At 76.0% G+C, this 13,482-nt stretch carries 11 protein-coding genes and 1 pseudogene; 2 read left to right on the forward strand and 10 right to left on the reverse strand.

The window, feature by feature from the left end; genetic code table 11:
• Positions 1–35: 35 nt before the first annotated feature.
• A complete protein-coding gene (locus TEK04_RS18025) occupies positions 36–683 on the reverse strand; it encodes an MOSC domain-containing protein (protein ID WP_336405742.1) in 648 nt (215 codons plus the stop codon).
• Complete coding sequence (lepA, locus tag TEK04_RS18030; protein WP_336405743.1) at positions 680–2,518, reverse strand: translation elongation factor 4; 1,839 nt, start codon at positions 2,516–2,518, stop codon at positions 680–682. The genes TEK04_RS18025 and lepA overlap by 4 nt, the downstream gene beginning before the upstream one ends.
• Before the next feature lie 203 nt (positions 2,519–2,721).
• Between lepA and rpsT the strand changes: the two genes are divergently transcribed.
• Positions 2,722–2,982 (forward strand): 30S ribosomal protein S20, encoded by a 261-nt coding sequence (gene rpsT, locus TEK04_RS18035; protein ID WP_336405744.1) that lies wholly within the window; start codon positions 2,722–2,724, stop codon positions 2,980–2,982.
• Positions 2,983–3,053: 71 nt separating this feature from the next.
• Here the strand turns inward: rpsT and holA are convergent, their stop codons facing one another.
• From holA to TEK04_RS18055, 4 genes and pseudogenes are all read right to left on the reverse strand, one after another.
• Complete coding sequence (holA, locus tag TEK04_RS18040; protein ID WP_336405745.1) at positions 3,054–4,058, reverse strand: DNA polymerase III subunit delta; 1,005 nt, start codon at positions 4,056–4,058, stop codon at positions 3,054–3,056.
• Between the two features lie 667 nt (positions 4,059–4,725).
• Positions 4,726–6,225, reverse strand: a pseudogene (locus tag TEK04_RS18045) (ComEC/Rec2 family competence protein); the annotation flags it as partial.
• A gap of 442 nt (positions 6,226–6,667) precedes the next feature.
• Entirely contained in the window at positions 6,668–7,357 is a 690-nt protein-coding gene (gene bluB, locus TEK04_RS18050; RefSeq protein WP_336405746.1) for a 5,6-dimethylbenzimidazole synthase, read from the reverse strand.
• A 24-nt stretch (positions 7,358–7,381) separates the two neighbouring features.
• Positions 7,382–8,359 carry a ComEA family DNA-binding protein gene (locus TEK04_RS18055; RefSeq protein ID WP_336405747.1) on the reverse strand — a complete coding sequence of 326 codons (978 nt, stop codon included), beginning with the start codon at positions 8,357–8,359 and terminating at the stop codon, positions 7,382–7,384.
• Between the two features lie 143 nt (positions 8,360–8,502).
• Here TEK04_RS18055 and TEK04_RS18060 point away from each other — a divergent pair, with 143 nt between their 5' ends.
• On the forward strand, positions 8,503–10,083 hold the full coding sequence (locus TEK04_RS18060; protein WP_336405748.1) for a hypothetical protein: 1,581 nt from the start codon (positions 8,503–8,505) through the stop codon (positions 10,081–10,083).
• 75 nt (positions 10,084–10,158) lie between these two features.
• Here TEK04_RS18060 and TEK04_RS18065 read toward each other — a convergent pair whose 3' ends face one another.
• The 4 genes from TEK04_RS18065 to nadD all read right to left on the reverse strand — a co-directional run bounded on the left by TEK04_RS18065 (position 10,159) and on the right by nadD (position 13,342).
• Entirely contained in the window at positions 10,159–11,031 is an 873-nt protein-coding gene (locus tag TEK04_RS18065) for a DegV family protein (protein WP_336405749.1), read from the reverse strand.
• Between the two features lie 87 nt (positions 11,032–11,118).
• Positions 11,119–11,961, reverse strand: coding sequence for a histidine phosphatase family protein (locus tag TEK04_RS18070; RefSeq protein ID WP_336405750.1), 843 nt, complete (start codon positions 11,959–11,961; stop codon positions 11,119–11,121).
• The gene (gene rsfS / locus TEK04_RS18075; protein WP_336405751.1) at positions 11,958–12,536 is read right to left on the reverse strand and encodes a ribosome silencing factor; all 579 of its coding nucleotides are present in this window, start codon (positions 12,534–12,536) and stop codon (positions 11,958–11,960) included. The genes TEK04_RS18070 and rsfS overlap by 4 nt, the downstream gene beginning before the upstream one ends.
• On the reverse strand, positions 12,533–13,342 hold the full coding sequence (nadD, locus tag TEK04_RS18080; RefSeq protein ID WP_336405752.1) for a nicotinate-nucleotide adenylyltransferase: 810 nt from the start codon (positions 13,340–13,342) through the stop codon (positions 12,533–12,535). The genes rsfS and nadD overlap by 4 nt, the downstream gene beginning before the upstream one ends.
• Between the last annotated feature and the right edge of the window lie 140 nt (positions 13,343–13,482).

Raw genomic sequence — 13,482 nt, forward strand, 5'->3', positions numbered from 1 at the left:
GACCCGCGCGGACAGTAGCGCGGCGGTACGACGGTTCAGCCGACCAGCGCGGCGATGCGCCGGGTCAGCTTGTCGCGGTCCTTGTGCGGGACGACGTCCAGCGCGGGCTCGACCTCGACCAGCCGCGACCTCTGGGTGGTGAGCGCCCGGAAGAGCAGCCCGGTGGTGACCCCGTGGTCGGGGACGTGCACCACCTCGACCGCGTCGCCGGCCCCGACGTCACCGGTCTGCAGCACCCGCAGGTAGGCACCGCTGGCCCCGTGCGCGGTGAACCGCTTGACCAGGTCGGGCACGTCCCAGAACCGGGCGAAGTTCGCGCACGGGATGCGGGGCGCGGTCACCTCGAGCAGAGCGCTGCCCACGGCCCACCGGGAGCCCAGCACGGCGCCGGTGAGGTCGAGCCCCGTCGTCCGCAGGTTCTCCCCGAACGACCCGGCCGGCAGGTCGCGGCCCAGGTCGGTCGCCCACCAGGCGGCGTCCTCGGCGGCGTAGGCGTAGACGGCCTGGCCCTCGCCGCCGTGGTGCTTGCGGTTGACCTGCCGGTCGCCGTCCAGCGTCTCGTCGAGCACGGCGACCCGACCTCCGACCGGCCGCTTGCGGATGCCGGTGGTCGAGGGGCGCTTGCCGGGCAGCGGCAGCAGGTCGCTGCCCGAGACGCAGACGGCCTCGACCCGGCCGGTCACTTCTTGGTGGGCTCGGCGTTGGAGAGCGCGGCCACGAAGGCCTCCTGGGGGACCTCGACGCGGCCGACCATCTTCATCCGCTTCTTGCCCTCCTTCTGCTTCTCCAGCAGCTTGCGCTTGCGCGAGATGTCACCGCCGTAGCACTTGGCGAGGACGTCCTTGCGGATCGCGCGCACGGTCTCGCGGGCGATGACCCGGGCGCCGACGGCGGCCTGGATCGGCACCTCGAACTGCTGGCGCGGGATCAGCTCGCGGAGCTTCCCGGCCATCATCACGCCGTAGGCGTAGGCCTTGTCCTTGTGCACGATCGAGGAGAAGGCGTCCACGGCCTCGCCCTGCAGGAGGATGTCCACCTTGACCAGGTCGGCCTGCTGCTCGCCGGCCTCGGCGTAGTCCAGGCTCGCGTAGCCGCGGGTGCGGGACTTCAGCGCATCGAAGAAGTCGAAGATGATCTCGCCGAGCGGCAGCGTGTAGCGCAGCTCGACCCGGGACTCCGACAGGTAGTCCATGCCCGACAGCGACCCGCGGCGGCTCTGGCAGAGCTCCATGATCGTGCCGGTGTAGTCGCTGGGCGCGATCACGGTGGCGTTCACGATCGGCTCGTAGATGGTCGTCATCTTCCCGTGCGGCCAGTCGCTGGGGTTGGTGACGACGTGCTCGCTGCCGTCCTCCATCTCCACCCGGTAGACCACGTTGGGCGCGGTGGAGATCAGGCTCAGGTTGCTCTCGCGCTCCAACCGCTCGCGCACGATCTCCAGGTGCAGTAGGCCCAGGAAGCCGACGCGGAAGCCGAAGCCCAGCGCCGCCGACGTCTCGGGCTCGTAGGTCAACGCGGCGTCGTTGAGCAGCAGCTTGTCCAGCGCTTCGCGCAGCAGCTGGTACTCGCTGCCGTCGACCGGGTAGAGGCCGGAGTACACCATCGGCTTGGGGTCGGAGTAGCCGCCGATCGCCTCGGTGGCCGCGGCGTGCTGCAGGGTGACGGTGTCGCCGACCTTGGACTGCCGGACGTCCTTCACCCCGGTGATGAAGTAGCCCACCTCGCCGACCCCGAGGCCCTCGACCGGCTTGGGTTCGGGGCTGATGACCCCGATCTCGAGCAGCTCGTGGGTCGCACCGGTGGACATCATCTTGATTCGGTCGCGGCTGTTGATCCGGCCGTCGACGACGCGGACGTAGGTGATCACGCCGCGGTAGATGTCGTACACCGAGTCGAAGATCATCGCCCGCGCCGGGCCCTCGTCGACACCGGTCGGGGCCGGGATCTGCTCCACGATGCGGTCGAGCAGCTCGGGCACGCCCTCACCGGTCTTGCCGCTGACCCGCAGGACGTCGTCGGGGTCGCAGCCGATGATGTGCGCGATCTCGGCGGCGTACTTCTCGGGCTGGGCAGCGGGCAGGTCGATCTTGTTGAGCACCGGGATGATCGTGAGGTCGTTCTCGATCGCCAGGTACAGGTTGGCCAGCGTCTGCGCCTCGATGCCCTGCGCCGCGTCGACCAGCAGGACGGCACCCTCGCAGGCCGCCAGCGACCGGGACACCTCGTAGGTGAAGTCCACGTGGCCCGGGGTGTCGATCATGTCCAGCACGTGCTCGACGCCGGCGTGCTCGCCCGCGCGCGGGGTCCACGGCAACCGCACGTTCTGCGACTTGATCGTGATGCCGCGTTCGCGCTCGATGTCCATGCGGTCGAGGTACTGGGCGCGCATCTGGCGCGCCTCGATGATCCCGGTGACCTCGAGCATGCGGTCGGCCAGCGTCGACTTGCCGTGGTCGATGTGGGCGATGATGCAGAAGTTCCGGATGCGGGCCGGGTCGGTGCGGGCGGGTGCAGTCACAGTGCCGTCCATCGTCCCACGTCCGCCCGCCACGGCCGAGCACCTGCCGGTCCGACGGCGTCGGGCGAGCAGTGGCGTGCGCCTCCCGGCCCGCGCCTGTCCAGCGGCCGGCCGGGCTGGTAGCCTGGCACACCGGTTCGCGCTGCGCCTGTGCGCCGCGGACGAGACAGCTGACTTTCCCCGAGAAGACCCGAGGCTCACGCGTGGCGAACATCAAGTCCCAGATCAAGCGGATCAAGACCAACGAGAAGGCGCGTCAGCGCAACGTCGCGGTCAAGTCCGCCCTGAAGACCTCGGTCCGGCGCTTCCACACCGCCGCCCAGGCCGGGGACAAGGACGCCGCCACCACGGCGCTGCGCAACGCCAGCAAGCTGCTGGACAAGGCCGCCAGCAAGGGCGTCATCCACAAGAACCAGGCCGCGAACCGCAAGTCGTCGCTGGCCAAGCAGGCCGCCGCTCTCTGAGCCCCCGGCACGCTCCACGAGCCCCCCTCCCCGGCACCGGGGACGGGGGCTCGTCGCGTTCAGCGGCAGGGTCAGCGCCGGGCGCCCCGGCCAGCACCTGAAGTCTGCCGCAGCTGCACGATGCGCCGCACCGCCCGTTCCAGGGCGTAGTCGGCGCTGGCCGCGACGCCCTTCACGTCGGCGTTCAGCTCTGCCGCCACCCCGATCGCCTGCTGCAGGGCGGGGATGCTCCACCCCCGCGCCTGGGCCTGCGCCTTCTTCACCTTCCACGGCGGCATCTTGAGCTGACGTGCCAGCTCACCGACGTTGGACGTGCTCAGCGACGCCACCCGCGCCGCCGTGCGCACGCCGTCGGCGATGGCATCGGCCAGGAGCACGTGCGGCACGCCGCGGTCGAGCGCCCAGCGCAGCATCTCCACCGAGCCGGCCTGGTCCCCCACCAGCACGCGCTCGGCGACGGTGAAGCCGCTGACCTCGGCCTGCCCCCGGTGGAAGCGGGCCACGGCGTCGGCGTCGATCGAGCCGCCGAAGTCCGACACCAGCTGGCTGGCCGCCGCCGACAGCGAACGCAGGTCGTTGCCCACCGCCTCCAGCAACGCGGTGGCGGCGTCGGGGGTGATCCGCCCACCGGCCCGGCGCACCTCGTTGCGCACGAACGTCATGCGCTCGCCGGCGTTGGTGAGCTTGGCGCACTCGTCCTCGGCGGCACCTGCCTGCCGGAACGCCTTCAGCAGTGCCTCGTTGCGCTTGCCGCCTGCGTGCACCAGCACCAGCGTGAGGTCCGGGTCGGGATCGGCGGCGTAGGCGACCAGGGAGTCGGCGAGGGCACCGGCGGCCTCGTGCACCCCGGTCACCACCACCAGCCGGTGCCCGCCGAACAGCGACGGCGACAGCGCCTCGGCCAGGTCGCCCAGCGGCAGCCCGGCGGCGGCCAGCTCGTGCTCCTCCGTGCCCGGGTCGACCTGGCGGACCGCGGCCCGCACCTCCGACACCGCGCGGGCGCGCAGCAGTTCCTCCTCCCCCACGACCAGCCGCAGCCGGGACAGCGGGGGCGGTGGGGAGGCGGACTGCGGCACCGGGCCATCGTGTCACGCACCTCCGACAGCGCCCGGCGCTCGACCGCTCCCCCGCGTCGCCCGGCGTCGTGCCCGGGGCGGGGGCAGGAACCGGGGCAGGGGCAGCCACGGCCCGCTGCACGTCGTCCACCCCGCGGGCCACTACGCCCCAGCCCCCGGCCTCCCCCACCACCGCCAGGTCGCCCTCCAGGTCGGTCCGGTGCACCTGCACCCCGTCGTCGGCCAGCCACCGGAGCAGCCGGTCGGCCGGGTGGCCGTACGGGTTGTCGGCACCCACCGACACCAGGGCGACCCGGGCACCGACGGCGGCCAGGAAGGCCGGGTCGGCGTCGCCGCTGCCGTGGTGGGGCACCTTGAGCACGTCGGCCCGCAGGTCGACCCCGGAGGTCAGCAACCGCTCCTCGGCGTCGGCCCCCAGGTCGCCGGTGAGCAGGGTGCTGATGCCCCGCTGGGTCACCCGGGCCACCATCGAGAGCGCGTTCGCATCGGCGCCCGCGCGGGCGGCCACGTCGTCGGGGGCCAGCACCTGCACCGTCGCCGTCCCGACCGTACGCACCGCGCCGGCCGGCAGCACGACCAGCTCGGCGCCGCCCGCCGCGACCGTGCGGGCGACCCCGGCGATGCGGTCCTCCGTGGGGGCGAGCTCCCCGGTGGCGACCTCGCCCACCTCGCGGCCGGCCAGCGCACCGCTCAACCCGCCGACGTGGTCGGCGTCCAGGTGCGACAGCAGCACCAACGGCAGCCGGTCGACGCCGAGCCGGGTGAGGCAACCGTCGACGAGGGTGGGGTCGGGACCGGTGTCGACCAGCACCCCCTCGCCCGCACCGGTCGGCAGCACGAGCGCGTCGCCCTGCCCCACGTCGCAGGCGACCACCACCGAGCCCGGCGCGGGCCAGCCGTCGGCCAGCTGGCGGGCCGGCCACCCCAGCGCGACCGCACCCACGACCGCCGCGACGGCCAGCGGCCGGGCGCGCGGCCAACGAACCAGGATGACGGCCCCGGCCGCGAGCACCGCGGTCAGCAGCAGGGCGCCGACCACCCCGGACGGCCACCCGCTCGCCCCGTCCGGCACGGCGGCGGCCCGGTCGGCGACGAGCACCAGCCAGCGCGTGGGCCAGCCCGCCGTCCAGACCAGCACGTCGGCCACCCCGGGGCTGACCGGTCCGACGAGCACCGCCAGCAGGCCCAGCACGGTGGCCGGGGCGACGGCCGGGGCAGCCAGCAGGTTCGCCGGCAAGGAGACCGTGCTGACCAGCCCGGACAGCCCGGCCACCAACGGTGCGGTGACCAGGCCGGCGGCGGCGCTCACCGCCAGGGCGTCGGCGAGCGGGCCCGGCAGGCCCCGACGCCGCCAGGCCCGCGACCACCCCGGGGCCAGCAGCACGATCCCGGCGGTGGCCGCCACCGACAGGGCGAAGCCGCCGTCGGTGGCCAAAGCCGGGTCGACCACGAGCAGCACGCAGACCGAGGCCGCCAGCGCGGGCACCGCGACCCGCGACCGACCCGACGCCAGTGCCAGCAGCGTGACCGCACCCATCGCCGCCGCCCGCACCACGCTGGGGCTGGGCCGGGCGAGCAGGACGAACCCGGCCAGGCCCAGGAGACCGACCACGGCCTGCCACCGGCGGTCGACGGCACGCCGGCGCAACGGCCACACCAGCAGGGCGAGCACGATCGCCACGTTGGCCCCCGACACCGCGGTGAGGTGCCCCAGCCCGGCCTGCCGGAAGTCGGCGGTGACCTCCGGGCGCATGGCCGTGGTGTCCCCCACGACCAGCCCCGGCAGCAGGCCGGCCGCCTCGGCGGGCAGGACCCGCGCCGCCGCGGCGGAGAGCCCGGCGCGCAGCTCCCCGGCCACCTCCTGGGCCGCGCCGGCGCCCGCGACCACCGTCGGCGGGCCGCGGGCCGAGAGCACCGCGACGACGACGTCCCCCGTGTCGGCCGGGCGCACGGTGGCCCTGACCAGCACCTGCGTGCCGGGCAGCACCCCGGTCCACTCCTCGGCCGGCGCGAACACCAGCACCGCCGCGGCACGCACCTCGACGCCGTCCAGGCCGGACACGGTCGCGTCCACCAGCACCCGCGCGGGGCCGGGCCCGCCGGCCAGCACCCGCGGGTCGTCCTCGACGGTGAGCTGCACCTGCGCGGTCGCCCCGTCCTGGGCCATCGCGACCAGCGGGGACGTCGTCCGCTCGGCCGAGCGCACGGTCCCCGTCGCCGCGGCCACCGCCACCCCGGCCAGCGCGGCGGCGACCACCCGCCGGCGCACCCCGGCCGTGGGGGCCCGGGGTCGAGGCGGGCGACGCCGGGTCCGGGTTCCCCGTCGTCGGGTCGCACCGAGCGCCAGGACGGCCACCGCGGCGGCCGCGGCGAGAGCTGCGGCGGCCGCCGTGGGCAGCCACGGCACGAGGACGGTCGTGGCCCACGTGCCCACGGCCGGGGGGACGAGGCGCAGGTCGGTCCACGACCACCGCTGGACCACTCGCCGCCGCTGCACCCGCACCCCGGTGACGCTAGGGACGGGGAAGGTCCGGGGCCCTCGGCCGACCACGGCTGTGGACAAGCACCGCCGATGGGGACGACGGCCAGCGGAACCGGGCCCGGGCGTGCTACCGGGTGGTGGAGCCCGCGGCCGGTGGCGGCTGGGCGTGGTCGGGTCCGGTCAGCTCGCCGGGCGCGCCCCACCGGTCGGCGTGCACGGCGTCGGCCAGCGACCGTCGGCGGCGCCATCCGTGCCGCTCCAGGTCGGGGACCTCCTGCAGACCGGCGACCGGGCCCACGCACAACCAGGCCACCGGACGGACGTGCTCGGGGATGCCCAGCAGCTCGCGCAGGAAGGGTTCGCGGTAGAACGACACCCACCCCACCCCCCACCCCTCGGCGGTGGCGGCGAGCCAGAGGTTCTGCACCGCCAGGCAGGTGGAGAACAACCCCGTGTCGGCGATCGCGTGCCGACCGAGCACCCCCGGGTCCCCCCGGGTCTGGTCGTGGGTGACCACGATGCCGAGGCTGGCCTGCAGCACCCCCTCGACGGAGATCCGGGCGAACACCTCGGAGCGGGCCGCGTCCAGGCTCGCCTCGAACACCGCCCGCTCCCCGACCACGTGCGCCCGGAAGCGGCGGCGCAGGTCCTCGTCGCGCACGAGCACGAAATCCCAGGGCTGGGTCATCCCCACGCTGGGGGCCGCGTGCGCGGCAGCCAGCACGCGCTGCAGGGCAGCGGTGTCGACCGGATCGCCGGTGAACTCGCGCCGGACGTCCCGCCGGCGGTGGATGGTCTCGTACAGGCCCGCGTCCATCTCGCCATCCCACACGAGGTGCGCTCAGACGGTCACCAGCGGGGCGAGCTGGGCGAACAGGGCCGGGCCGATGCCGCCGACGTCGTCGAGCTGCTCGACGGAGGTGAACCGGCCGTGCTCGGTCCGGTGGTCCACGATGCGCTGGGCCAGGACGGGACCGATGCCCGGCAACCCGTCGAGGTCGGCCGGGGTGGCGGTGTTGAGGTCGACCGGTCCGCCGGTGCCGCTCCCCCCTCCACCACCGCCACCGCCGCTGCCCGACCCACCCGTGCTCGACCCGCCGGCCCCGGGCACGCCCACGGCGACCTGCTGGCCGTCGGTGAGCACCGCGGCCGCGTTGATGCTGGCCGGGTCGGCCCCGGGCAGCAGTCCACCGGCTGCGGTGAGCGCGTCGGCCACCCGTGCCCCGGCGGGCAGGGTGACCAGCCCGGGGTCGACCACCTGGCCCACGACGTCGACCACGATCTGCGCCGCGGTCGGCACCGGGGACCGCGTCGGGGTCGCCCCCGGGCCGGTCGACCCCGTCGGGGACCCGGTGCTGGCCGCGGGCAGCGCCACGGAGTCGCCGACCGCGTCCACCGGCGACACCTCGGGCCGGGTCCACCAGCTCCACCCGGCGACCAGGACGGCGGCGGCGACGGCCACCACCCACAACGTGCGGGCGCCGTGCGGTCCGGGGTCGACCCGGGTGGCCGGACCGGCCGCCCGGTGCCGGCCACCGCCGTTCCCCGGGCCGCCCTCCGCACCCGGCGGCTCGGGGCGCTCGGGGCCGCCCGCCCCGACGGCGCGGCGGTCCACGACTGCGGGCCCGGGGTCCTCGAGGGTCCAGCTGTCGTCCTCGTCGTCCTCCCAGGGCTCGGTCCCGCCACCGGCTCGCGCGCCGGAGGGGTCCGGGTCGTCGTCGGGCAGCCAGCCGGACCGGCCGGCGCCCTCGGCGAGCAGCGCCCGCAGTCGGGCCCGGATCACGTCGGCGTCGTCGGCGCGGCGGGAGGAGAACAGCACGGCCGGAACGTAGGGCCGCAGAGGGTCGCGCGGGGCGGTGCCACCGGATCTGTGGACGACGGCCCCGGTTGTGGATGGCAGCATGCACGACCGTGCCGGTCCAGGAGAGCCTGCGCAGGTGCCCCCCTCCCGTGCCCCGGAGCGTGCGTCCGAGCGACGCCGCCGGCCGGGTGGCCGGAGGACCCGCGTCGCGGGCAGCCCTCCTCGCCGCCTGCGTCGGCGCAGTCGGTGGGGTGCTGGTCGAGCTGCTGCCCGTGGTCGGGGGCGACCTGGTCGCGCAGCGCTGGTGGCTGTCCTGGGCCGCCTCGGCGGGTGGGCAGCCGGTCGACCTGGCCTGGTACGCCGGCTCGCCCGCCTTCTCCTACAGCCTGCTCGCCCCCTGGGTGCTGCTCGGGCTGGGACCGGCGGTGGCGGGGGTGACCAGCACGACGGCGGGGGCCTGGGCGGTGACCACGCTGCTGACCCGGGCGGGTGCGGTCCGGCTGCGGGCGGTCGCGGTGGCGGCGGCGCTGGGGTTCCTGGCCAACCAGCTGACGGGGCGGACGACGTTCGCGATGGGCACGGCGGTGGCCCTGGTGGCGCTGGTGGCGGCGCGGACCCCACGTCTGGCGCCGGGGCCCCGCCGGACGGCGACGGTGGCGCTCGCCGCGGTGTCCGGGGCGCTGAGCCCGGTCAGCGCCGTGCTGCTCGGCCTCGCTGCCGCGGCGTGGTGGTGGGCCGCCGCACCGAGGTCACGGCCCGGGTGGGACACGCTGGCGCTGCTGCTGGGCGCGGCGCTGCCGTTGCTGACGATGGTGGTGCTGGGCGCGGCGGGCGGGCCGATGACGGGCACCGCGCACCAGATGGTGGCTGCGGTGCTGGCGACGCTCCTGGTGCTGGCCGTGGCCGGTCGGCGGCTCCCCGCGGTCTCCGTCGGGGCGACGCTGACCGTGCTGCTCCTGCTGGCGACCTGGGTGCTGCCGGACCCGATGGGCTCGAACACGACACGGATGGTGCTGCTGTTCGCAGCCCCGGTGCTGGTGGGCGTCCCGGGGCGGGACCCGGTGCTGGTGGGGTTGGCCGCGGCGATGGTGACCTGGTTGCTCCCACCCCTGATACCCGGGGACCTCGTGCCGAGGGACCCGACGGCGCAGGACGCGGCCGCCGCGCCGCTGCTGGCCGAGCTGGACCGCCGGGGGCCGGTGGGCCGGGTGGAGGTGGTGCCGCTGGCCGACCACTCGGACGCGGCGCTGGGCCAGCACGTACCCCTGGCCCGGGGCTGGACCCGGCAGCTGGACGTGGCCCGCAACCCGCTCTTCTACGACGGCACCCTGGACGCCGCCGCCTACCTCGACTGGTTGCGGGCGCGCGGGGTCTCCTACGTCGTCTCGTCGGTGCGGCGGCCCGACTGGGCCGCTCGCGCCGAGGCCGACCTGGTGGTCTCGGGGGTGCCCGGGCTGGACCCCGTGTGGTCCGACGGCACCTGGACCCTCTGGTCCGTCGACGGCCCCGGCGTGGTGCTGAGCGGGTCGGCGACGGTGCTGGCGAGCGACCGGCGGGAGCTGCACCTCGGCGTGGAGGCGCCCGGCGACGTCGTGCTGTCGCTGTTCTGGGACGCACGCCTGGTGCTCCACGGTGAGGGCTGCCTGGCGCCCGGGGCCTCCCCCGGCACCGTGGTGCTGCGTGCCGAGACGCCGGGCACCGTGACGGTGACCAGCGGCTGGCGCCCCTCCGGGCACTGCTGACGAGCCGGACGGCGCCCGTGGCACCCGAACCCCGCGGCGCACCGAGCCGGCGGCGCACCGGCCAGGACGACCCGGTCAGCGGCCGCCGGCCCCGGAGGGTTGCCCCGTCGGGTCCACGACCACCCCGACCGCGCCGGGGCCCACGTGCGCCCCGATGGCCGCGCCGAGCTCGCTCACGTGCAGCTCGTGCAGCGCCGGCACCCGGGCGCGAAGCTGGTCGGCCAGGGCCTCGGCCCGGCCGGCGGCCGCCAGGTGGTGCACCGCGAGCGAGACCGGGCCGTCCCCGCAGAGGTCGACCGCGCGCTGCACCAGCCGGGACACCGCCCGCGACGTGGTGCGGACCTTCTCGAGCAGCACGATCCGCCCGTCCTGCACGTGCAGCACCGGCCGCACCGACAGCGCGGTGCCCAGCACCGCCGCGGCCGACCCGATGCGCCCCCCGCGGCGCAGGTGCTCGAGGGTGTCGACGACGAACAGCGTGCTGCTGGCCTCCGCCGTCGACCGGGCGATCGCCGCGACCTCGTCGGCCCCGGCCCCCGCGGCGGCGGCCCGGGCCGCGGCGAGCACCGCGAACCCCGTGCCCATCGCCGCGGTGCGGCCGTCGACCACCGTGACGACGTGGTCGCCGACCTGGGAGGCCGCCGTGCGGGCCGCGTCCCACGTGCCCGACAGCTCGCCGGAGAGGTGGACCGACACGATGCGGTCGGCCCCGGCGGCCAGCCGGCGTCGGTAGGCGGCCACGAAGTCCCCCGGGGTGGGCCGCGACGTGGTCACCTGCTGCCCGCGCACGGCGAGGGTGCGGGCCACCTCCGCCGAGCCCACGTCCAGGCCTTCCCGGCCGGACCTCCCGGTGAGCACCACGTAGAGCGGGACCACCTCGATGTCGAGGTCGGTCACCAGGTCGGCGGGCAGGTAGGCCGTGGAGTCGGTGACCACGGCGACGGACATGGTGGCGAGGCTAACCGGCTGCCTCCGGCCCGCCGCCGGGAACCTGCTGCTCCGGACACCTGCACGCCCACGGGGTGCTCGCCGGGCTCAGAGCGCGGCGTCGGCGTCGGTCGGGGTGGTGGCCGCGGCCGGGGCTCCGTCGTCGGGGGTGGCGCCTGCGGGCAGCGGCTGGTCGCCGGGGACCGCCGGCGTGGCACCCGCACCGGCCGGACCGGCGGGGCCCGGACCGACCCCGGCTGCCTCAGCGACGTCCGGTCCGGTCTCTGCTCCCGACTGCCGCGGCAGGCCCGGTGAACCGCCACGGGCCGAGGCGTTGTGCCGGAGCACCCGCCAGCGGCTGCCTTGGTGCGCCAACTCGGTCCAGTGGCAGTTGCCCAGCGGGCCCAGGACCCGCCGGTGCTCGGGCCCCAGGCCCAGCAGCGCCTCGATCAGCCGGCCGCCCGTGCCGCCGTGGGTGACCACGACGACCACCGGCGCCGCCGGCAGATCGGCCAGGGCGGCCGTGGCGCGGCGCGCGACCTCGGCCGGGTCCTCGCCCCCGCGCCCGCGCACGGGCCGACCGGCGACCCAGTCGGCGTACTGCTCGGGCAGGTCGCGGGCCACCTCGTCCCGGGTCAGGCCTTCCCAGCTGCCCAACCCGTGCTCGCGCAGCCGCTCGTCGACCCGCAGCTGCGTGCCGAGCGCGTCGGCGAGCGCCTGGGCGGTGTCCCGGGCGCGGACGAGGTCGCTGCTGACCACCAGCGCACCGGCGGGGAGCTCGGCGGCGAGGGCCGCGGCCGCCTGCCGGGCCTGCGCCCGCCCGGTGTCGTCCAGGGGCGGGTCGAGCTGGCCCTGGAACCGTCCGCCGGCGTTCCAGGCGGTGCGCCCGTGCCGCCACACCAGGACCCGCTCGACGGTGGGGGTGCCGACCGGGGCCGGGGCGGCGCTCACCGGGGGGTGTCCGCCTGCGGTTCCTGCGCGGTGGCGGGGTCGAGCGCGGAGGGCGCGGTCTCCCCCTCGCCGGAGACCCCGCCGGGCACCTGGTTATCCGCAGCGTCGTCGTCGTCGGCGTCGTCGGCGTCAGGGTCACCGGGAGCGTCCGCGTCGTCCACGACGCGCGTGTCCCCGGCGCCCGGGGTGGGCGTGCCACCGGCAGCCGCCGGCAGCGCGGCGTCGGTGAACGGGATCGTGGGGCAGTCCTTCCAGAGCCGCTCGAGCGAGTAGTAGGCCCGCTCCTCGGCGTGCTGCACGTGCACCACGACGTCGACGAAGTCCAGCAGGACCCAGCGGGACTCGGCGACGCCCTCGCGGCGGACCGCCTTGATGCCGTGCGCGCGCAGCCGGTCCTCGACCTCGTCGACGATGGACTGCACCTGGCGCTCGTTGGGTGCCGAGGCCAGCACGAAGGCGTCGGTGATGGCCAGACGCTCGCTGACGTCGACGATCGACACGTCGGTGGCGAGCTTGTCGGCCGCGGCCTGGGCGGCCAGCAGTGCGGTCTCGCGGGCCTCCGTCGAGGCGGTCATCGGGGGATCTCCTGGAGCTCGGTGGTGCCGGGACCGTCGGTCGGTCGCGGCGGGGCGGTGTGCGGGTACGGGCTCGCCGACCGGGGCGGGGCGGCCTCGGGATCGCGACGGGGGTCGGAGCGGGGGCCGGAGCGGGGGCCGGTCGCGTTCGCCGGCAGCCGGATCCCGCTGCCCGGGAGCAGCTGACCCGGGGGGCTGGCCGGCAGGCCGTCCCGGTAGAGGCCGCGCTTCTCGATGTACTGCACGACGCCGTCGGGGACGAGGTACCAGACCGGCTGCCCGCGGCGTACCCGGTCGCGGCAGTCGGTGGAGCTGATCGCCAGGGCCGGGATCTCGACCAGGCTCACCGCGTCCTCGGGGAGACCGGCGGGCAGGTCGGCGGTGGCCAGCTGGTAGCCCGGACGGGTCACCCCCACGAAGTGCGCCAGGTCGAAGAGGTGCTCGGTGTCGCGCCAGCCCACGATCTGGGCCAGCGCGTCGGCCCCGGTGATGAAGAACAGGTCGGCATCGGGCCGTTGCCGGTGCAGGTCGGTGAGGGTGTCGATGGTGTAGGTCGTCGTGCCGCGGTCGACGTCGACCCGGCTGACCGAGAAGCGCGGGTTGGAGGCGGTGGCGATGACGGTCATCAGGTAGCGGTCCTCGGCGTGGCTGACCTGCCGGTCGGCCTTCTGCCAGGGTTCGCCGGTCGGGACGAAGACGACCTCGTCGAGGCCGAACAGGCTCGCGACCTCGCTGGCGGCCACCAGGTGGCCGTGGTGGACCGGGTCGAAGGTCCCACCCATCACGCCCAGTCGACTGCCCGCCACCGCACGACTGTAGCCCGGCCCCCGCAGGTCACCGCCCCGATCGTCGGACGTCGCCGGTGCGGGGCGCTCGAACGGGCCGGCCGTCCCCGGCATCCCCGTGGAGCACCGCGACGACCGGCCCGTCCGGCCGGCGCCCCCGT

The organism is Klenkia sesuvii (assembly GCF_037083825.1).
In the GTDB taxonomy this organism is placed as follows: Bacteria; Actinomycetota; Actinomycetes; order Mycobacteriales; family Geodermatophilaceae; genus Klenkia; species Klenkia sesuvii.

Bases quoted from the DNA above. Each gene is read 5' to 3' on its own strand.
- bluB (WP_336405746.1), bottom strand. From the start codon at position 7,357: ATGGACGCGGGCCTGTACGAGACCATCCACCGCCGGCGGGACGTCCGG.
- TEK04_RS18065 (WP_336405749.1), bottom strand. From the start codon at position 11,031: ATGTCCGTCGCCGTGGTCACCGACTCCACGGCCTACCTGCCCGCCGAC.
- rsfS (WP_336405751.1), bottom strand. From the start codon at position 12,536: ATGACCGCCTCGACGGAGGCCCGCGAGACCGCACTGCTGGCCGCCCAG.